Source organism: Nocardia mangyaensis (assembly GCF_001886715.1).
GTDB lineage: Bacteria > Actinomycetota > Actinomycetes > Mycobacteriales > Mycobacteriaceae > Nocardia > Nocardia mangyaensis.
On record NZ_CP018082.1, the window covers coordinates 5,380,073 to 5,400,613 of the forward strand.

Sequence of the window (20,541 nt, forward strand, 5' to 3'; positions counted from 1 at the left end):
AATGAGCGGATCGTCTAGGATGGGGGCATGTCGTCCGAACCGCCCGCCCGCCGCGGCTCCCTGCGCGAGGAACAGAAACGCCTGACCAGGGCCCGGATCGTCGAGACCGCCCGCCAGCTGTTCGAGACCCAGGGCTATTCCGATGTCCGGGTCGACGACATCGCCGCGGCGGTCGGCTGCAGCAGAGCCACCTTCTATCTGCACTTCACCGGCAAACCCGAGGTGCTGCGCGCCATCGCGAACGAGGGCACGCTCACCAGCGTCCGGCTGTTCTACGCCGACCTGGACCGAGTGCTCACGACCGGTTCACGCGAGGCGTTCGCCGGCTGGATGGCCCGGGCGATCGACTGGTTCCTGGTCAACAAGGACATGCTCCCGGCCTGGGACGAGGCCACCGCGGTGGAACCCGGATTCCGCGCGGTGGCGCGCGAAGGCATCATGACGCTGGCCGACAGCATGCCCGCCTATCTCGAACGCTGGCCCGAGAGACGCCGCGATGAGGCCCGGCTGCGGATCGAACTGCTCGTCGCCCAGCTCGAACGGTTCTTCACCCGCTGGGCCATGCACGGCACCATCGAGGTCACCGCCGAACAGGCCGCCGCCGTGCTCACCGACGTCTGGTTCCCCGCCCTGCAGGCACCGGCCGACTGAGCTCAGAGCAGGCCGAGACCGCGGGCCTGCGCGATGGCCTCGGCGCGGGCGTTCACGCCGAGCTTCTGATAGATGCCGCGCAGGTGGGTCTTCACGGTGTTCACCGAGATACCGAGGTCGCCGGCGATACTGATCGCCGTCATCCCCGACGGAAGTTGGCGCAGCACAACGAGTTCGGTGTCGGTGAGCTGTGGCGCGCCCACCGCCGCGCCGCGGTGGGCGCGGATCCGGTCGACGAAGGTGTCGAAGCGGCCGAAGCGGCCACCCAGCCGGTCGAGCAGTTCGGCCGCGCCCGGCACGTCGAGGAACGGGCGGATCAGCTGCTCGTCGTCGGCGTGGGCGAGCGCCTGTTCGATCGCGTCGTCGACCTTGCGGGGGCGATCGAGCCGGTCGGCGGCCACCGCGACCAGCAGCCAGGCCGTCACCACCGCGGCGGGCCCGAGCCTCGGGGCACCGGTCAGCAGCGGCTCGAGCAGGGTCACGGCGGCGGCGGGACGATGGGTGTAGATGGCCAAGCCCGCCTCGGCGACCGCCAGTTCCGGCGCCGGGCCGAGCGTGCGCGCCGCGTGATCGACCAGCTGCTGGGCATCGGTGCGCGCCTGCAGCCGCAGCAGCAGCCACAGCACGTCGATGACCTGCGCGCCCAGCCCGAGCAGCATCGGCGACTCGTCGAGCAGCCGGTGCACCTGCTTGCTCATCGTGGTCGCCGCGGCCGCGCGGTCGGCGGCCTCGGCGAAACTCAGCAGACCGAGCGCGATCGCGGCCTGGCGCAGCGGCGCGGGCACCATCGACTCGTGCGCGGTCGTCCCCGGCAGACTCGGCAGCGGACGTTCGAACTCCCTCCCCTGCCGATAGGCGCCATCGGCCGCGATCAACCGGGCCAGCGCCGCCTCGGTGGACCCGGCGAGCTCGAAGCGTTGCGCGCAGTCGACGGCCTGCGCGGCCAGGGTACGCAACTCCCCCACCCGGCCCGCGACGCCCGCCGCCATGGCCGAGGCGGTGCGCGCGCGGACCGCCACGCGCCCGAGGCCGGCTTCCTCGGCGTGCACGATGGCGTGGCGCAGCGCCGTCGCCCCGGTCTCGGCGTCACCACCGAAGACCTCGGCGGCACCGCACTGCAGCGCCGCATAGCAGTCGAGGTCGTGTTGACCGGTCAGCGTGGGCAGTGGCCACCGCGTCGAGGCCGAATCACCTACCAGCACAGCAACTCCCGCGCTGACCGCCTGATCGAGCGCGTGCACCCAGTCGGCGGGCGCCAGCCGCGAGAGTCCGGCAGCGCCGACATGGGCGGCTTCCAGGTAGACCTCGGCGGCGGCGATATCGCCTTCCTCCACGGCGACGGCCGCGCGCAGCAGGCGCACGAAGGTGTCCTCGGCCAGCTCGGGCACGTGCTCGACGGCCGCGAGCAGGGTGTGCCCCGTGCCATCGAGCACCATCCGTGGGCCCCAGTCCCGCAGGAAAGCCGCCAGGCCGGGCGTGCCCGGCTCGGCCAGCACGTGCTCCAGCGCGGGAGCGGGCATGGCAGCGGCGGTGAACCACTCGGCGACCCGGCGATGACCGGCGGACAGCCGTTCCGGCCTGGTGTGCACGGCCTCGGCGAGCAGGTAGGCGCGCAGCAGCGGATGGTAGGTGTGCCAGAGTTCGCCCGCGTGCGCGACGGTGTGCAGGGGGAAGTTGGCACGCAGGAGTTCGTCGATGATCCGGGCGGCGTCCTCGCCGGCCAGTTCCTCGGCCAGCGGCAGGCAGAACTGCGCGGGGACCGCAGTGGCGAGCAGGAAGTCGAGGGTCGGCGCGGGCAGCGAGTCGAGGAGCTCGGCCACCAGGAAGTCGGCGACCGCGTGCGAGGGCCGCGCCAGCGCGGTGAGCGCGGTGTCACGGTCGGCCGCGTTGGTGGACAGGTAGATGGCCGCGATCCGGACCAGCGCGGCCCAGCCACGGGTGAGGTTCTGCACCACGGTGAGTTCGGCGTCGTCGAGGCGGCAGCCGTGCTGGGCCAGCAACTGGGCGACGCGGTCCGGCGAGAGCGCCAGCTCGGTGGCGCCGACCCGGGTGAGCCGAGCGGCCAGGTCGAGGGTGTGCCAGCGTAGTGGTGGATCGAAGCGGCCCGCGATCAGCACGGTGAACTGGGTCGGCAGGTGGGTCAGCAGGAATTCCAGACCGGCCAGTTGCAGCGGATCGGTGAGCAGGTGGGCGTCATCGATCACCAGGACCGTCGGCTCGTGCTCGGCCAGCACCGCGATCAGGTCGGCGGCGCGATCCACCGGCGTGCGCAGCAGTCCGTCGGAGCCCAGATCGGGGGCGGGATCGAGCGTCCGGGTCAGCATGCCGAGCAGGTCACCGCCCTCGGCGAGCTGTTCGGTGACGGTCGACCAGACCACGCGCGGTCCGCGCTTGCGGTGCAGCCGGGTCACCCAGTCGACCAGCACCACGGTCTTGCCGCTGCCCGCCGGGCCGCACAGCAGGACCGTGTGCCCGTCGGCCGCCAGTGCCCGGTCGAACCGGGCGAACGCCGCACCGCAGCGCACTGGCGCGAAGGACAGATCCGGGATCGGGCTGTCCACACCATGGCCGGCGACAGCAACCACCGGGCTGTCACCATGGAAGTCCAGCGAACTCGACGACGAAGCCATCATCACCCTCCTGAACTCGCAGTTTCACCGCGCGGCGGTGAGATCCGCAGAGCTCGACGGTAGGTGAATCGGCGGCTGCGCGTTTGCCGGTGGCGGGCAGACAGGCCGCTCGTTATCAGATCGACGTCATCGCGAAGGTGTGGCGATCAGTCGGGAAGCTGGGACATGCCCAGCAGGGTGAGACCGAGGGTGTCGATGCGGGCGAGGACGCCACGCATGGCCGTGTTGTCGGCGATGACGCCGTAGAGGGTGGTGGTCCCGGTCGGCGAATGCGCGCTGGGGCGCAGCTCCGGAAATGCCGCGAGGACGCGCTCGGTCAGCTCGCCCTCGATGACGAACTGATAGCGGCGGGGCCCGGACGTCGACATGGGACAAGTGTCACGGCCGGTCGTCGCGACCACCTCATCCCCTGCGGGTGATTTTCGGGGGTCACCGGCGACGCAGCGTCGACAGGCCACCACCCCGCTCGATGGTTGGCGGCACAGGTTCGGCCGGTCTGGGCGGTCTGCTGGCGCCTCGGCGGGCTGGTTCGTCCCGGCGGCCGCCGCGATGCCGCGCTCGGCGACCGTTGCCGTACCGGGGTCGGCGCGATCTAGCGTTTTCGCGGCAGGGTTCTGGCGTAGGACACCCCGCGCCCGACCCATTCCCGCAGGACCGCGGCGTCGTCGAGGGCCGCGGTCGTGACCAGGATCCAGCCGGTCATCTCCCGTGCGCCCATCATCATCGGCGTCGCGGTGGGCGCGTCCAGCAGCGCATCGAACTCGGCGCGCTCGACCCGCACCATCAGCCCGTCCTCGCCGGTGACGGCGACGGCCATGTTGCCGCCGATCAGGAAGGCCAGTCCGCCGAACATCTTCTTCTCGACGAAATCCGGCGCCGGGTCCAGGCACTCCCGGATCCGCTCGGCGAGTTCCTCGTCGTATGCCATCGGCCCAGTGTGCGCCCGGGCACCGACAGGTTTCTCAGGCGCCGAGGGCAGCCGCGAACATCGGCCAGGAGTCGTGGATGTCGTCCTGCCAGTAGGGCCAGGCGTGGGTGCCCGCGGCCCGGAAGCGGACGTCGGCGGGGATGCCGAGTTCGGCCAGGCGCCCGGCCAGCGGGCTCGAGCAGCTGCCGACGACGGCTTCCATGGTGCCGCCGACCAGCAGACGATCGAGCAGGACGCCGACATTGCCCGCGATGCTCGGGGCGTTGATCGCCTCGTGCGGGCCCGGCAGGCCATTGCCCGAGGACAGGTAGATGGCGGTGCCGCGCAGCCGCTCCGCGTGCACGACCGGATCGTTCGCCACCCAGGCCGGGTCACCGGGGCCGCCCCACATATTGGAGGCGTCGGCGCCGAAGGTGGCCAACTGGGCGCGAATCAAGGTCTGGGCCAGCGCGCTGGCCGTCTGGGTGCAGCCACTGAACGCGCCGACGGCACGGTAGAGACCCGGTGCGGCGATGGCGAGGTTCAGCGCGGAGGTGGCCGACATCGAGAGTCCCGCGATGCCGTTGGCGCCACTCATGCCGAAGCGCTCGTTGAGCAGCGGCGGCAGTTCGGCGGTGAGGAAGGTGGCCCACTTGTTGCGGCCCAGCGCCGCGTCGTCACGCTGCCAGTCGGTGTACATACTGGCGCGGCCACCGATCGGGACGATCACATTGACCGGCTTGTCGGCGAAGAAGTCCACGACATCGGTACGCCGCATCCACGGCCCGCCGCTCTCGCCACCGTCGACGGCGTTGAGCAGATACAGCGCGGGCGCGCCGGCGCCGGGATGCGACATCCACACCGTCACCGAACGATTCATCGCCGCCGAGTACACGACCACTTCGAGCTGTCTGCCGCCGAGCGGGCGGACTTCCAGGATTCCCGGAGCGGCCGAGGCCACGGGCGAGGCCACGACACCGCAGCCGAACAGGACGAGCAGGCAGCACAGGAGCCGACGCATGGCGTCGAGTGTGCCGCACCGACCGGCTAATGTCCGGCATTGCCCCGTTCGTGTCCGGGTTGTGCGTGTTCGTCCGGAAAATGCGCCCGCAGTTCGGTGATCGATCCCGCGCCGGAGTCGGGGACGTGCATCCGCTGAGCAATCGCGGCGCGCAGCTTGCGCGGCAGGCCCGGGGCGTGCACGGCCAGGTAGGCCGAGAGCCATTCCGGTTCGCCGACCAGGAACGGGAAGTCGGTGTTCATCATCGGGCGGATCACCAGCATCGGCAGTGGCGCGTCGAGTGGGCGGTAGTCGCGATTCCACAGCCCGGCGACCGGGCATCCCGGGTAGAACTGGCCCAGCATCGCACCCGTGCCGACGATCTCGGTCTTGCGGGCGGCATGGGCGTCATCGATGCGGGCGGTGTGGGTGAGGCCGGGGAAGACGGTGAGGACCGCGCAGGGGCCGTCGGTGGGCAATGCGCGGTAGAGGGTGAACGCGTCGTCGGCGGCGGTCGCGATGTCGGCGGCGGTGAGGGTGTCGCCGCCGGGGTGTTCGGCGATCCACAGGGCGTGATGGGCGGCAGCGGGTTTGACGAAGGGGCAGACCGGGCCCGGCCTGCCCTGCGCGGGGTCGGGGCGGGTCAGATCGGCGAACCAGTCGAGGAGGGTGGCGGTGCCGGGGTGTTCGGCGCGCCAGCGCGCGGGGTCGTCGTGGACGCACCACCAGGTGGCGCCGGTGCGCGGACCGGTGACCGAGCGCATCGTCACCGCACCTCCCGCGCGGCCGCGTTGTCCACGGTGCGCAGGTGCTGGTCGATGATCGGGCCGATCCGGGCGACCACGTCGGCGTTGGTGAGCTGGGCGTGGGTCGTCGCGACCGGATGCTCGATCAGCCGACCGGTGACATGGGGACGCCACATCCGCGCATCGAGGAAGCCGGTCATGCCCTCGGTCGCGCAGAAATAGAGCAGGTCGCCGTCGAAGACACCGGGGCGGTATCCGTGGGAGAGGCGGACACCGTCGGCATAGGCGGCGTGCAGCGTTGTCAGCTGTGCCGCGGACAAGCCCGATCCGAGACTGGCTCCGGTGGTGGCCAATTCGCTCGCCGCCTGTTCCGCGGACAGATCCGCGAGGGTGTCGGCGTCGGCGGGCTCATCGCCGAGCAGGTGGGTGAGCAGGTCACGCATCCTGGGCCGAGGCGGCGGTTCGGCACCGTCGGGGATCACCACGCTGTCGAGCATGGTGAGGCTGGCGACGGCGCGTCCCTGCTCGTGCAACCGAATGGCGACAGCGTGGGCCAGCTGCCCGCCCAGTGACCAGCCGAGCAGGTGGATCGGGCCGTCGGGATGCACGCGACCGATCTCGGCGGCGTACGTCTCGGCGAGACCGGCGATGGTGAGGGCGTCTGTGCTCGCCGGGGCGGAGAGGGCGGGGCGGCCTGTCGTGCGGATGTCATCCGGGTCGAGCATGGGCAGGCCGGAAAGGACGGGGGCTTGCAGGCCGTAGACGGGGCGGTCGGTGATCTGGTGAGACAGGCCCGCGTAGCACCAGGCCAGCGGGACGGCGGAGTGGATGCAGAACAGAGGCGGGCGAGCACCGCCTCGGCGCAGCGGCAGGACCGTGGCGAGGGCATCGGTGCCGGGATCGGAGTCGGCGCCGTAACCGGTGATTCGGGCCGCCAGGGCGGACGGGGTAGGGGCGGTGTAGAGCCAGCGAACAGTGATCGGGAGCCCTGTCGACCCGGCGAGTTCGGCGGCGACTTGGACGCCGAGCAGGGAATTGCCACCGAGGGCGAAGAAGTCGTCGTCGGCGCCGACCTGGTCGGTGGCACACGCGGTGGCGAAGCGTGTGGCGATCAGCTGTTGGAGTGGGGTTTCCGGTGCCCGGTAGTGGGTGGCGGGCGGTGTCGGGAGCGCGTCTCGGTCGAGTTTTCCGTTGCCGGTCAAGGGGAGCTGGTCCAGGACGACAAGGGCGGCCGGGACCAGGGCGGCGGGAAGGGTGGTGCGCAGGCGAGCCAGGGCGGCCGAGCCGTCGAACGGGATACCCGGTGCGGCGACGACATAGCCGATGAGGCGGGCGGTCGGGGTCCCCGGGTTCGCGAAGTCGACGGCGGCGTGGGTGATGGCGGGGTCGGCGAGAAGAGCGGCTTCGACTTCGGCCGGTTCCACGCGGCGGCCACGCAGGCAGACCTGGGCGTCGATCCGGCCGAGGAATTCGAAGCCGCCGTCCGCACGTGGGCCGACCAGGTCGCCCGTGCGGTAGATCCGCTGCCCGGTTCCACTCGGGTCGGCCACGAATCTCGCGGCGGTGCCTGCCGGATCGCCCACATAGCCTGCCGCGACGCCGGGACCTGCGAGATACAGTTCCGCCCGCGCACCCGCTGGGGCCGGGCGAAGACGCGAATCCAGCAGCAGTGCGCGCGTTCCCGGCAGCGAAGCACCGATCGTCACCGGCTCCCCCGCCACTAGGGCCGCCGACTGGGTCGCCATCACCGTGGCCTCGGTCGGTCCGTAGCCGTTGTGCAGACGGACCCGCGGTGCCCACAGCGCGACCAGTTCGGCGGGGCAGGTCTCACCGCCGACCACCACGGTCTCGAGGCTCGGTACCGCCTCGGGCGCCAGGGTCGCCAGCACGGCGGGCGTCGTGAGCAGGTGAGTCACCGTGTGCGCGTCGATCAGCCGCGCCAGCTCGACACCGGCGACCACCTCGGGCGGCTCGACCACCAGGCGGGCCCCGGCGGCGAACGCGGCGAGGAGTTCGAGCAGATGTGCGTCGAATGCGGGTGAATGCGCGTGCAGCACTGTCGAATTGGGTGTCGTGCGATAGCGGTCGAGCAGATGGTCGGTGAGCGGTCCGAGCCCACGGTGGGTGACCTCGACGCCTTTGGGCGCACCGGTGGTGCCGGAGGTGTGGATCAGGTAGGCGGGGTGGTCCGGCGACAGCCGACGGTCGCGGTCCACCTCCGAGATCGGCTCCACCGAGAAGTCACCGAGCCGCGCCGCGGTGTCGGGGTCGTCGACCACGAGCCAGGTGATCCCGTTCCCGCGCAGCCGCGCCTGTGGTTCCCACGGTGCCTGCGGTGGCGGCTTCGCCCCCTGGACCGACCGCGCTCCCGGCTGACCTTTTCGCCGCAACGCCGGTGCGGCCTGCGACGGCGTTGCCTGGTTGGTCGAGGTCCGCTGTTCACCCGCGTGATCCCCGTCGACGATCGCCCGCACGCCGAGGCGGTGGGCGACCGCCATGGTCGTCAGGCCCAGCACCGCACCGGAACTGGTGATGATCCGATGCAGTCGTTCACCAGGGTCGGTCGTGTCCACCGGTGCCAGGCAGGCACCCGCGGCGGCGATCGCCCGCACCGCGAGCACCGACTCCAGCGATCGCGGAATCGCCATCACCACCGGTTCACCAGGGGCCGCGCCGTGGGCCAGCAGAATTCTCGCCCACTGAGCCGCTGACTCGGCCAGCTCCCGATAGGTCATCGACCGTGCGTCGTCGACCACGGCGACAGCGTCGGAATCATCGAAGGCACTGAACAATTCACCAAGCACACGATGCGTGCCATCACCGGTGCCGCCGAGCCGAAAGGCACCGTGATCACCGGAGAAGGGGGTACCACGCGGGCACTCGTTCGCTGGGCCACGCTCCGCACCATCGGTGTTCGAGCCCGCAGGTGGACTGACGCAGGGGGCGGTCGCGCCGCCGGCACTGAGCCGACGGGTCCGCACGGAGAGCGGCGGTGTGCTCGGTGACAGGTCGCGGAGTCGGGTGCTGGAGTCGGCGGCGAGGAAAGTATCGAGCCAGGTCAGGAAGAGACGGTGGTACCAGGCGAGGGTGGCGGGGTCGTAGCGGGCGGGGTTGGCTTGGAAGTCGATGGTGGTGTCGGGGCCCAGTTGGTAGGCGTTGACCAGGAGGTCTTCCACCGGGCCGAGGCTCAGGAGGTGGGCGTGCCCGGTGACCGGGCCGAGGGTGAGCGCAGTGGTCGCGCCGAGGAGATTGAGCACCGGGCCGAATCCGCCTCGGAGGACGTGGGTTTCGCCGCGCGCGCGTTGGATGTCCTCGTAGCCACAGCGTTGGTGGCGGAGTGCCCCGATCACGCGCAGGCGCACCTGGGTGATCAGGTCGCCGACGGTGGCGGTGGCGAGGCCGCGCACCCGCAGCGGCACGACGTTGGACACCGACCCCGCCGAACGGCGCAGCGCCGCTGTGGGACGGGCGGCGACCGGCAGCGAGACCGTGATGGCATCGGTGTCGGCCATCCGGGCGAGGAAGGCGGTGAAAGCGGCTGCGCTCAGTTCGGGAAAGGTGGCGTCGTGTCTGGTCATGGCGCGGGCGAGCAGTGCGGCGGTGCGCTCGTCGAGGCAGGCCGACACCCGGTGCGGACGGGCCGACGCGGGGGCGGGCACACCCGCCAAACCGACCGGATCGACCGGTCCCGCGACCTCGTTCGCCCAGTACGATCGATCGATCTCGGCACGCGACGAACGGCGGTACCGCTGCTCTTGTTCGACCAGTTCTCGGATCGACAGTGGCGCCCGGTCGCCGCCTGCCCGCGCCCGGCCCGACCGTGGTCCCCGGCCGATGTCCGTTCCTCGCGAATAGATGTCGGCCGTCCGTCGCAGCAGCGCCGCCGCGCCGACACCGTCGAGAACCAGGTGATGGCTGCGCAGGTACAGCAACCATCGCCCGGCCGCCACCCGGTACAGCGACGCGACGGTGATGGGATCGGCGCACAGGTCCAGCGGGGCGAGCCGGTCTGCTTCCATCCGCCGCAGCGCCTCGTCGACGGGATCGGCGCGGCCGGTGAGGTCGATTTCGCGTGGCGCGGTGAACACCTCGGGGTCGAGGTATTGCCCGGGTTGCCCGTCGCGCACGCACAGGCGCACCTGTGGCGACTGCAGGGCCACCGCCGCCGAGACGGTGGCGGCGGCGAGTTTCACGGGGTCGAGCGGTCCACGCAGATCCAGATACATGGCGATGGTCGCGGGGACCTCGGGTGCGAGCTGAGCCGCCACCCACCAGCGCAATTGCCCGGGCGACAACGGGATCGGCGCCGCCATGTCCTGCTCGGCGGCCACCGCCGTACCGACACCACCCTCGCCTCGCCGCACCGGGCCTCCCGAGATTCGGAGCAACCGTTGACTGGTCCTGCGGCAAACCTACGGCATCGGACCCGCGGCGGTCACCGACACCCGCGCGGCCGCGTCGGCATCGAGGACAGCGGCGAGCACGGTATCGAGTGCCTATCGAGCGAACTCCACCACTACGCGTTGGGCGGGTAGCCTGGGTAGGGCAGGTAGCCGATCGGCGGCGGCGGGGCGAAATACCACGCGGACTTGCGATTCCACAGCAGGACCAGCGCGGCGATGCCGATCGCCAGGATGACGGTGCTGAACAGCACCGGGATGAGCTGGCCTTCGACTCCGGTGAACAAGCTCACCAGGCCGAAGAGATAGAACAGCACATTGATGCCGAAGAACACGGTGCTGGTGATCCTGGCCCAGTTCTTACCCGACCGGTTGGCGAAGGCCATCCACACCCACAGACCGGCCGTGATCAGCGCGCCGATGACGGCGCCGCCGAGGGCGCCGTAGACGATCATGTCGATCCCGGACTCACTGAGCTCGCCCTCGGACGACCGTTCCGCCTCCGCCCTGATGTCGGAGATGGTGGTGAGCGAGTACAGCGCGCTGAGCACGGTGACGATCGCGCCCGCCAGCATCACGTAGAACGCGGTCTGGATGTTCTGCGGCACCACGCGCGGACCGGCCGGGCCCGCCTGCGGGGCGCCGGGATACGCCCCCGGCGGGCCGCCCGGATACGGGGGTGCGGGATACGGCGTCTGCGCCGAGCCGGGCTGCGCACCGGGGTACTGCGGCTGCGCGGCGGAGTACTGCGCACCTGGGTATTGCGGCTGCTGCGCACCCGGGTTCTGCGGCTGCGCACCGGGGAACTGCGGCTGCGCGGCAGGGTACGCGGGCTGCGCGCCCGGGTACTGCGGCTGAGCCGCCTCCGGTGCCTGCGCGCCCGGGTAGGCGGTGCCCTGCGGGGTCGGTGGCTGCGGGATCGGCCCGCCCTGCGGCGGCGCGGGCGCCGACCACGGGCTCACCACGGTCTCGTCGGGATACGACGTCGGCTCGTCCTGTGACGACTTTCCCTGACCTGCGGACGGGTCTGTCATGGCTGCTCCCCCTTCGAACGGAATCAGGTCAACCTTATCCGCAGCGGCCGGCATCGATGATTCCTGGGCAAGCGTCCGGCTGCAACCGCCCCAGTGACCCCGAGCCCAGTGACGACCTGACCCCGCGAGCAGCTCAGCGCACGCGCGCGCGAACCAGCTCCCGGGCCGCGCTGCGGTAACGATCGGCGATCAAGCGCACCACCGCGGGGTGCACGCCGATCGGTTCGGCCACCCCGTCGGCACCGGCATCGTGCAGGCGTTGATGGAACAGGCCGTGCGCCAGCAGATAGGAGGCGATGAACACCCGCTCGGCGCCCGCGGCACGCAGGCCCGCGACGGTCTCGGGAACGCGGGGAGCACCAGTTGCCACGTAGGCGATGCGCACCGGTGCGCCGAGCTGTTCGGCGAGCATGCCAGCCGCGCGTCGAACATCTTGGCGCGCACGCGAATCCGAGGAACCGGCGGCGGCGAAGACCACCGCGTCGCCGGGGCGCCAGCCCGCGGCCCGCAACCGCATCGCCATCACCCTGGTCAGTGCCGGGTCAGGGCCCATGGCCGCGGTCACCGCGACCGCGATGTGGCCGCTCTCGACAACCTCACGCGGAACGTCCTGGTAGACGTGATATCCCGAGGCGAGGAACGCCGGGACCAGTACGGCGGGACCGTCGAGGTCGCGCAGGACCTCCGAGGGCGAGGGGCCGAGGACGTCGACGAAGGCCGTGCGCAGCGCCGCGTTGGGCGCCGCGCCCTCCGCCGGCTCGGCGCCGCGCCCCGAAACCGCGGCGCCGAGTTCGGTGGCCACCGCGTCGGCGAGCGCGGCGATCATCTCCACGCCGCGCGCGCTGCGGGTACCGTGCGCGACGAGCACCAGGGCCGGATCACCCGGCCGCGCGGTACTCACCACGCCCCGATCGGTTGCGTCGGCCGCGGCGACCTGGCCGGGGTGCCGATGCCGGCGGGGTGCGGCGGCTGCACGGGTGCACGCACCGGGGTGTCGGAGCAGTCGGCCGCGTCGAGGGCCAGCCGGTAGCCGCGCTTGACCACGGTCTGGATGGCCTTGGGTGTGCCGAGTCCGGCCCGCAGACGGGCGATGGCGGTCTCCACCGCGTGGGTGTCGTCACCGCCGCCGGGCAGCGCGGCGAGCAGATCCTCGCGCGAGACCACTCGGCCGGGCTGGCGGGCCAGCGAACGCATCAGTGCCATCGGCGCGGGCGCCAGCTGGCGTACCGAACCGTCGACGACCACGCAGCCGCCGCGCACGCTGATCAGATGACCGGCCGCGTAGATGCGGCTGGCCCGGCGCGGCAGTTCCTCGGCCACGTGCCGGGCCAGCGCGCCGAGGCGGGCACGACCGGGCATGGTGGTCGGCACGCCGAGTTCCTCCAGCGGTGCCGCGGTGATCGGGCCGACACAGGCGGCCAGCACCCGGCCGCGCAGCGCGTGCAGCACCGATTCGAGCGAGCCGGTCTCCTTGGCGCGCATCAGCATCGAAGCCACGGCGGGCGCGCTGGTGAAGGTGACGCAGTCGAGGCTGCCGGAGACGATCGAGTCGATCATGGCGTCCATCGGGCCACGATCGGCGGGCGGTTCCCAGCGGTAGACCGGCACCGGAACGACGTCGGCGCCCGCGCAGCGCAGCACCTCGCAGAAGTCGGGAACCGGCTCCCACTCGGTGGTCGCGCCGTGCAGCTGCACCGCGATCCGCACACCTTCCACGCCTTCGGCGAGCAGGTGGTCGAGCACCTCGGCCGAGGACTCGGACGCGGGCGACCACTCCTCGCGCAGTTCGGCGGCGCGGATCGCGCCCTTGGCCTTGGGGCCGCGAGCCAGCATCCGGGTCGAGCCGAGGGTGTCTCGCAGCACCTCGGCCAGGCCCCAGCCCTCGGCGGCCTCCATCCAGCCGCGGAAACCGATGCCGGTGGTGGCGACGGTGATCTGCGGTGGGTCGGCGATCAGCTGCTCGGTGACCCGTTCGAGCTCGGTGTCATCGGCCAGCGGGATGATGCGGATGGCGGGGGCCGAGACCACGGTCGCGCCCTTGCGGGTGAGCAGCGTGCCGAATTCCTCGGCACGGCGGGCGGCGGTGATGCCGATGGTGAACCCGGCCAGACCAGGAGCGGCTTCGGTCGGTGAGGTCATGAAGTCACCGGTTCGTTGGACACCGAGACGACGCCACCGTCGAGCTGCACGGCATGAACCGGCAACGACTGGGACTCGTCGTCGAGACAACGCCCGTCGACGAGCGAGAACGCCTGCTTGAGCAGCGGCGACGCGACGACGGGAACGCCACCGCGATCACCGATGATGCCGCGCGACATCACCGCGGCCCGACCGATCGGGTCGATGTTGCCGACGGCGGCGAGTGTGCCGTCCGCGAGTAGGAACAAGGCGGCCTGCCGGCCGCCTTTCAGCAGGACAGCAACGCCGCGGCCCGGGATCAGGAAGTCGAGCCGACAGGCCTGGGTCCAGCCGGTCGTCGTCTCCGTGGTGATGGTGGGTGTGTCGATAACGGTCATCGGTTCCTCCTCCGAGCGCCCTACCTATTGGTACAGGCGCCCTGTTTCCGCAGGGTTAAGCGCCTATTTCCCGGGCTGCCGCTGTGTCCGAGCCAACACCGGCGCCGACCTGCGGCAGCTGTATCGACACGGACTTCCCGTCATCCCCTCCGTGGCTACGCATCACTGCCGCCTGCGGGGATGCCGGGAAGTCCGAGAAGCACCGGCACCTTGCGTTCACCGCTGTCGTCGAACGAGATCGTGGGATCGGCCTCGTCAGGGGCATTGACGAAGGAGACGAAGCGCGACAGCTTGTTCTCGTCCTCGAGCACGGCGGCCCACTCGTCCTTGTAGCCCTCGACATGGGAGTCCATGGCCGCCTCCAGGTCCCCGGCGATGCCGAGGCTGTCCTCGCAGACGACGGCCTTGAGGTAGTCCATGCCGCCTTCCAGCGCCTCCTGCCAGGGTGCGGTGCGCTGCAGGCGGTCGGCCGTGCGGATGTAGAACATGAGGTAGCGGTCGATGTAGCGGATCAGGGTCTCGTCGTCGAGTTCACCGGCCAGCAGCACCGCGTGCTTGGGGGTCAGGCCGCCGTTGCCGCCGACGTAGAGGTTCCAGCCGTTCTCGGTGGCGATCACGCCGACGTCCTTGCCTCGGGCTTCGGCGCACTCCCGCGCGCAGCCCGACACGGCCAGCTTGATCTTGTGCGGCGAGCGCAGGCCACGGTAGCGCTTCTCCAGCAGCACCGCCATGCCGACCGAGTCCTGCTGGCCGTAACGGCACCAGGTGGACCCGACGCAGCTCTTGACCGTGCGCAGCGACTTGCCGTACGCGTGCCCGGACTCCATGCCCGCGTCGACCAGGCGCTTCCAGATCAGCGGCAACTGCTCGACGCGCGCGCCGAACAGGTCGATGCGCTGACCACCGGTGACCTTGACGTAGAGGCCGAACTCCTTGGCCACCTCACCGATCACGATCAGCTGCTCGGCGGTGACCTCGCCGCCGGGCATCCGCGGCACCACCGAGTAGGTGCCGTTCTTCTGCAGGTTGGCCAGGAAGTGGTCGTTGGTGTCCTGCAGCGCGGCCTGCTCGCCCTCGAGAATGTGGTCGCTCGAGGTCGAGGCCAGGATCGAGGCCACCGTCGGCTTGCAGATGTCGCAGCCGGTGCCCTTGCCGTGCTTGGCGATCAGCTCGGAGAAGGTGCGGATGCCGGTGACGTTGACGATGTCGAACAGTTCGGCGCGCGACTGACCGAAGTGCTCGCACAGCGCCTTCGACATGGTCACGCCGGACTGCTCGAGCAGCTTCTTGACCATCGGCACACAGCCGCCACAGGAGGTGCCCGCGTTGGTGCAGCTCTTGACGGCGGGAATGTCGCAGGCGCCCTCGGCGATCGCCCCGCAGATCGCGCCCTTGCTGACGTTGTTGCACGAGCAGATCTGCGCGTCGTCGGGCAGCGCGTCGGCGCCCAGTTCGGCACCGGCCGGGGAGATGAGCGTGGCCGGGTCGGCGGGCAGCGGGCGACCGACCAGCGGGCGCAGCGCCGAGTAGGCCGAGGCGTCACCGACCAGGATGCCGCCGAGCAGGGTCTCGGCGTCGTCGGAGACGACCAGCTTGGCGTAGGTGCCCTTGGCCGCGTCGTGCAGGACCACCGACAGCGCGCCCTCGGTGGTGGCGTGCGCGTCGCCGAAGGAGGCGACGTCGACGCCCATCAGCTTGAGCTTGGTCGACATGTCCGCGCCGGGGAATTCACCCGCGCCGCCCAGCAGGCGGTCGGCGACGATCTCGGCGGTGGTGTAACCGGGAGCGACGAGCCCGTAACAGACCCCTTCGACCGCCGCGCACTCGCCGATCGCGTAGATGTTCGGGTCCGAGGTCTGCAGCCCGAGGTCGGTGAGGATGCCGCCGCGCGTGCCGGTCTCGATGCCCGCGTCCTTGGCCAACTGGTCGTGCGGGCGGATGCCGGCCGAGAACACCACCAGCGAGGCCTTGATCTCGGACTCGTCGGACAGGTGCAGGGTGACCTTGTTCGCCCCGTCTTCCTCGAGCGAGACGATCTTCGCCGTGCCCACCCCGGTGTGCACCGTCAGGCCGATCTCGGAGACCAGCTTCTCGAGGATCGCGCCGCCGCCCGCGTCGACCTGGGCCGGCATCAGCCGGTCGTTGTACTCGATGACGTGCGGGGTCATCCCGAGCAGGCGCAGCGCGTTGGCGGCCTCCAGACCGAGCAGACCGCCGCCGATGACCACACCGTGCGCGCCGGGCCCGGCCGCCTCGGCCGCGGCGCGAATGCCGTCGAGGTCGTCGATGGTCCGGTAGACGAAGCACTCGGGCAGGTCGTGGCCGGGCACCGGCGGCACGAAGGCGTAGGAGCCGGTCGCCATGACGAGCGCGTCGTAGGCGATCACGTCACCGGTGGAGGTGGTGACGGTCTTGGCGTCGCGGTCGATGGCCTCGCCGCGCTGGCCCAGGCGCAGGTCGACGAGTTCGTCACCGGCGTACTGGTTGCCCGGCAGGGCGAGCGCGTCGGCGACCCAGGTGCCGACGTAGGACGAGAGCCCGACGCGGTCGTAGGCGGCCAGCTTCTCCTCGCTGAGCACGACGACCTGCCACTGGCCTGCCTCGTCGCGCGAACGCAGGGCCTCGACGAAACGGTGTCCGACCATGCCGTGGCCGACCACGACCACGGTCTTGCGCTGGGTGGGAGCGATGGGGTTCATGAGATGACCTCCTTGATGATGGTCGGGCGTCAGCCGCGAGCCGACGAAGTGGTTGACTGCTCGGCTTCGAGCACCAGGTTCTCGGCCTCGACCACCACATCGGAGTCGAGCACCGCCGAGCGGGGGCGCCGCAGGAACACCAGGTAGGTGACCGTGGCGCAGACCACGTAGAACCCGAGGAACACGACGAAGGCCGCGGTGGCGGAGTTGGTGCTGGCGTAGGAGGTGCGCAGCACCAGGTTGATCCCGACCCCGCCGAGCGCGCCGATGGCACCGACGAACCCGATCAGCGCGCCGGAGGTGTTCTGCGCCCAGGACGACCGCTCGGCCGCGGTGCCCGCGATCGAGCGGGACTTGGCCTCGAACACCGAAGGGATGATCTTGGTGACCGAGCCGTTGGCGAAGCCCGACACGATGAACAGCGCGATGAACCCGGCAACCAGCAGTGCCATGGTCGCGCCCGTGGCGACACCGGCGTTGCCGTCGGCCCGCGAGCTGGCGAACACCACGACCAGCGTGGCGACCATCATGACGAAGAAGCTGGCGATGGTGACGAGGCTGCCACCGATCCGGTCGGCCATCTTGCCGCCGTAGGGACGGGCCAGCGAACCGAGCAGCGGGCCGATGAAGGCGATCGAGGCGGCGTGCACGGCGGCCTGGGCCGCCGTGTCGCCACCGGCCACGAAGTTGATCTGCAAGATCTGGCCGAACGCGAAGCTGTAGCCGATGAACGATCCGAAGGTGCCGATGTAGAGGAAAGCGATGGCCCACGACTGCGGCACTCGCAGCGCGGTGACCATCGAGGACAGGTCGGCCTTCTGGTTGGTCAGGTTGTCCATGTACAGCGCCGCGCCCACGGCCGTCACAGCGACCAGGACCAGGTAGATCGCGCAGATGACCGAGGCGTAGTCGCCGCCGAGGGTGGCCAGCACCAGCAGACCGAGCAACTGGATGACCGGGACGCCGATATTGCCGCCACCCGCGTTCAGCCCCAGTGCCCAGCCCTTCAGGCGCTGCGGGTAGAAGGCGTTGATATTGGTCATCGACGAGGAGAAATTGCCGCCACCGAACCCGGCGAAAGCCGCCACGATCAGGAAGGTCGTGTAGGAGGTGCCGGGCTGGTTGATGAAGTACAGCGTCAGCAGCAGCGGGATCAGCAGCATGAACGCGCTGAAGATGGTCCAGTTGCGCCCGCCGAAGCGCGCGGTGGCCACGGTGTAGGGCACTCGCATGACCGCGCCGACCAGGGTCGGCACCGCGACGAGGAAGAACTTGCCCGCCGCGTCGATGTGGAACTGGTCGGCGGGCATGAACAGCACCATGACCGACCAGATCGACCACACCGAGAACCCGATGTGCTCGGCGAACACCGACCAGATCAGATTGCGCTTGGCGACGTCCTTGCCACCGGCCTCCCAGGCCGCGACATCTTCGGCATCCCAGTGCGCGATGTCGTGGTTACGCTTCAGCGTGCTCAAGTTGGGCCTCCCAAAAGTGCGATGGCCCAACGGTAGGAAATGGGTATTGCCGGAATGCTGCGGGAAATGTCGCGCGAATCAACGGTTTCTCACCATCCATGCCACAGGCGGGTGAGATCAGCCCTTTTGTTTCGGGCATGTGACACAACGATTTCCGCAGGTAAGCAAGCGGCGAGAATTCACCGAACTCACCAGTGAGACAGTGATCTGTACTTCTTCCCCGCGACTTTAAGCCAGACTCGTGCGCGCCGCACTTCGGCGGGCGGCCGACGGTGAGGAGTTCGCTACGTCAGCCCGTACCCGGAGAGTTACCGACGAACTCACGAGACCCGTCGGCTACCACGAATCTTCGAGCATTCTTGGCTTGCAGGCCTGCCACGCGCCGGCGAGCAGGACACCGAGGGCGACGAACAACAGGGCGAAAGGGGCCGTCCAGCCGCCGGTCCAGTCGTGCAGCATGCCGAACATCAGCGGGCCGGTGCAGGCGATCGCGTAGCCGACGCCCTGGGTGAACCCGGACAGCGCCGCCGATCCCCGCGGGGTGCGGGTGCGCAGGTTGATCAAGGTCAGCGCCATCGGGAAGGTGCTCGGGCCGAGGCCGAGCAGCACCACCCACAGCAGCGGTACGGACATGGGAGCGACCAGCAGGCCGACGAAGGCGGTGGCGAACAGCACCATGCAGCCGACGACGACCGGGAACGGATTGCGCATCCGCGAGACGACGGTCGGCGCGCCCAGCGCCGGGATCAGGCCCATCAGCGCGAACAGCCCGACCATGCTGCCGCCGAAACCCGCGCTCGCGCCCGCGTCGGACAGGATCATGGGCAGCCAGGCGAACATCGCGTAGGTGGTCAGCGAGGTCATGCCGAACATGCCCGCCATCCCCCAGGCCACCGGCGAACGCCACACCTTGCCCGCGGCGGCCGCGGGTTCGGCGGGCAGCGCGGTGGTGTCGACCAGGTCGCGACCGCGCCGAGCACGCAGCACGACCAGCCACGGCACAGCGGCGGCGAAGCCGACAAGCGCCCACACGCCCATCGAGATCCGCCAGCCGTGACCGTCGGCCAGCGGCACCGCGACGAACGCGGGAATCACGGTACTCAACTGCACCATCACGATGTAGAGCGAGCTGATCGCGGCGAGCTGATCGGCGAAATACCGCTTCACCAGCGGCGGTATCACCACATTGCCCACACCCATCCCCAGCAGCGCGACCCCGGAGAACACCAGCAGCTCGGCGGTGTTGGCCATGAACACGCGCACCAGCGACCCGGCACCGGCCAGCAGCATCGCGATCAGCACCGTGCGCTCGAGCCCGAATCGGCGCACCAGCATCGGCGTGCACAGCCCGGCCACACCGAACATCGCGGTCGGCAGCATCCCGAAGATCCCGACCACGGCCGTCCCGTACCCGATATCCGCGCCGATCCGCTCGGCCAGCGGACTGAACGCCGTCACCGCCGCCCGCAGGGTGAGTGCCGACATGACGATCGCGGAGAGAACAAGTAGGCGACCCTGGATGATCGCGCGGGCACGAGCGCGCTTGTTGGTTTCGGGCAGAGTTCGGCGGTCAGGAAGGGTCGCGGTCACTCGGGAATCATAGGATGACCCGATGACTAACGCCAAGTATTTGTGAGCCAGCTCCACACGCGAGAACATGGGTAACTCACCGGGGACGGGCTCACCCGCCCCGCAACCAAGGCTTGCCGCGTCCCCACATCTCCCCGCGCCTGAATCAGGCCAAGATACGCGGGGAGGCGGATGAGTACTCTGACTACGTGCAACCCGTCCGGCGAACCAGCCTCATCGCCCAGGTCACCGAGCAGCTTCGAGCCGAGATCCGTTCCGGCCGTTGGCCGGTCGGTCGACGTATCCCCACCGAACCGGAGCTCACCGAGCTCACCGGGACCGGCCGCAACACCGTGCGCGAGGCCGTCCAGGCCCTCGTGCACGCGGGCATGCTCGAACGCCGCCAGGGCTCGGGCACCTATGTGATCGCCACCTCCGAGGTCGGCGGAACCCTGGCCAAGTACTTCGCCGACGCCGAGGAACGCGACATCCTCGAGCTGCGCCAGGCGCTCGACACCACCGCGGCGGGCCTGGCCGCACGCCGCCGCGACGACGCCGACATCACCAACCTGCGCAGGCTGCTCGCCGAACGCAGCAACCGCAGCTGGACCGAACCCGACCCGGCCACCATCGCCGCCGACGTGGAATTGCACCGCGCGATCGTGGTCGCCAGCCACAACGCGGTATACCTGGAGTTCTACGATTCCCTGCTGCCGATCATCGAGCACGTGATCCACGCCAGAACCGCCAAATCCGACGATTCCTACGACACCGAGCACGCCGAACTCGTGCAGGCGGTGATCGACGGTGACGCCGAGAAGGCGGTCCAGGCCACCAGCTGCTTCCTCGGCTCGCTGATCGCCGAGTATCCGGACCGCTGAGCGGCGTCCTACATCCAGGTAACCGACCTG

At 70.2% G+C, this 20,541-nt stretch carries 15 protein-coding genes; 2 read left to right on the forward strand and 13 right to left on the reverse strand.

Annotation, left to right across the window (positions count from 1 at the left end):
- Nucleotides 1-27 precede the first annotated feature (27 nt).
- Complete coding sequence (locus tag BOX37_RS24470; RefSeq protein ID WP_071929681.1) at nt 28-651, forward strand: TetR/AcrR family transcriptional regulator; 624 nt, start codon at nt 28-30, stop codon at nt 649-651.
- A gap of 2 nt (nt 652-653) precedes the next feature.
- On the opposite strand, the gene BOX37_RS24475 is transcribed toward BOX37_RS24470, so the two are convergent.
- The 13 genes from BOX37_RS24475 to BOX37_RS24535 form a co-directional block, all read right to left on the reverse strand.
- Complete coding sequence (locus BOX37_RS24475) at nt 654-3,284, reverse strand: winged helix-turn-helix domain-containing protein (protein ID WP_156910526.1); 2,631 nt, start codon at nt 3,282-3,284, stop codon at nt 654-656.
- A 143-nt stretch (nt 3,285-3,427) separates the two neighbouring features.
- The gene (locus tag BOX37_RS24480; RefSeq protein WP_071929683.1) at nt 3,428-3,649 is read right to left on the reverse strand and encodes a hypothetical protein; all 222 of its coding nucleotides are present in this window, start codon (nt 3,647-3,649) and stop codon (nt 3,428-3,430) included.
- 224 nt (nt 3,650-3,873) lie between these two features.
- Entirely contained in the window at nt 3,874-4,209 is a 336-nt protein-coding gene (locus tag BOX37_RS24485; RefSeq protein WP_071929684.1) for a TfoX/Sxy family protein, read from the reverse strand.
- A gap of 34 nt (nt 4,210-4,243) precedes the next feature.
- The gene (locus tag BOX37_RS24490; RefSeq protein ID WP_071929685.1) at nt 4,244-5,209 is read right to left on the reverse strand and encodes an alpha/beta hydrolase; all 966 of its coding nucleotides are present in this window, start codon (nt 5,207-5,209) and stop codon (nt 4,244-4,246) included.
- Nucleotides 5,210-5,235: 26 nt separating this feature from the next.
- The gene (locus BOX37_RS24495) at nt 5,236-5,952 is read right to left on the reverse strand and encodes a DUF6875 domain-containing protein (protein WP_071929686.1); all 717 of its coding nucleotides are present in this window, start codon (nt 5,950-5,952) and stop codon (nt 5,236-5,238) included.
- Nucleotides 5,953-5,954: 2 nt separating this feature from the next.
- Nucleotides 5,955-10,298, reverse strand: a complete 4,344-nt coding sequence (locus BOX37_RS24500; protein WP_071929687.1) for an AMP-binding protein — start codon at nt 10,296-10,298, stop codon at nt 5,955-5,957.
- 152 nt (nt 10,299-10,450) lie between these two features.
- The gene (locus BOX37_RS24505; RefSeq protein ID WP_071929688.1) at nt 10,451-11,368 is read right to left on the reverse strand and encodes a Bax inhibitor 1 family protein; all 918 of its coding nucleotides are present in this window, start codon (nt 11,366-11,368) and stop codon (nt 10,451-10,453) included.
- A gap of 133 nt (nt 11,369-11,501) precedes the next feature.
- Nucleotides 11,502-12,194 carry a sirohydrochlorin chelatase gene (locus tag BOX37_RS24510; protein ID WP_071931842.1) on the reverse strand — a complete coding sequence of 231 codons (693 nt, stop codon included), beginning with the start codon at nt 12,192-12,194 and terminating at the stop codon, nt 11,502-11,504.
- A 71-nt stretch (nt 12,195-12,265) separates the two neighbouring features.
- A complete protein-coding gene (locus BOX37_RS24515) occupies nt 12,266-13,507 on the reverse strand; it encodes a uroporphyrinogen-III synthase (protein WP_071929689.1) in 1,242 nt (413 codons plus the stop codon).
- Nucleotides 13,504-13,884 (reverse strand): nitrite reductase small subunit NirD, encoded by a 381-nt coding sequence (gene nirD / locus BOX37_RS24520; RefSeq protein WP_071929690.1) that lies wholly within the window; start codon nt 13,882-13,884, stop codon nt 13,504-13,506. The genes BOX37_RS24515 and nirD overlap by 4 nt, the downstream gene beginning before the upstream one ends.
- A gap of 155 nt (nt 13,885-14,039) precedes the next feature.
- On the reverse strand, nt 14,040-16,583 hold the full coding sequence (gene nirB / locus BOX37_RS24525) for a nitrite reductase large subunit NirB (protein WP_071929691.1): 2,544 nt from the start codon (nt 16,581-16,583) through the stop codon (nt 14,040-14,042).
- A gap of 29 nt (nt 16,584-16,612) precedes the next feature.
- Entirely contained in the window at nt 16,613-18,061 is a 1,449-nt protein-coding gene (locus BOX37_RS24530) for a nitrate/nitrite transporter (protein WP_084760053.1), read from the reverse strand.
- Nucleotides 18,062-18,397: 336 nt separating this feature from the next.
- Entirely contained in the window at nt 18,398-19,651 is a 1,254-nt protein-coding gene (locus tag BOX37_RS24535; RefSeq protein ID WP_420811562.1) for an MFS transporter, read from the reverse strand.
- A 188-nt stretch (nt 19,652-19,839) separates the two neighbouring features.
- Between BOX37_RS24535 and BOX37_RS24540 the strand changes: the two genes are divergently transcribed.
- Nucleotides 19,840-20,511, forward strand: coding sequence for a FadR/GntR family transcriptional regulator (locus tag BOX37_RS24540; RefSeq protein ID WP_071931844.1), 672 nt, complete (start codon nt 19,840-19,842; stop codon nt 20,509-20,511).
- Nucleotides 20,512-20,541 lie beyond the last annotated feature (30 nt).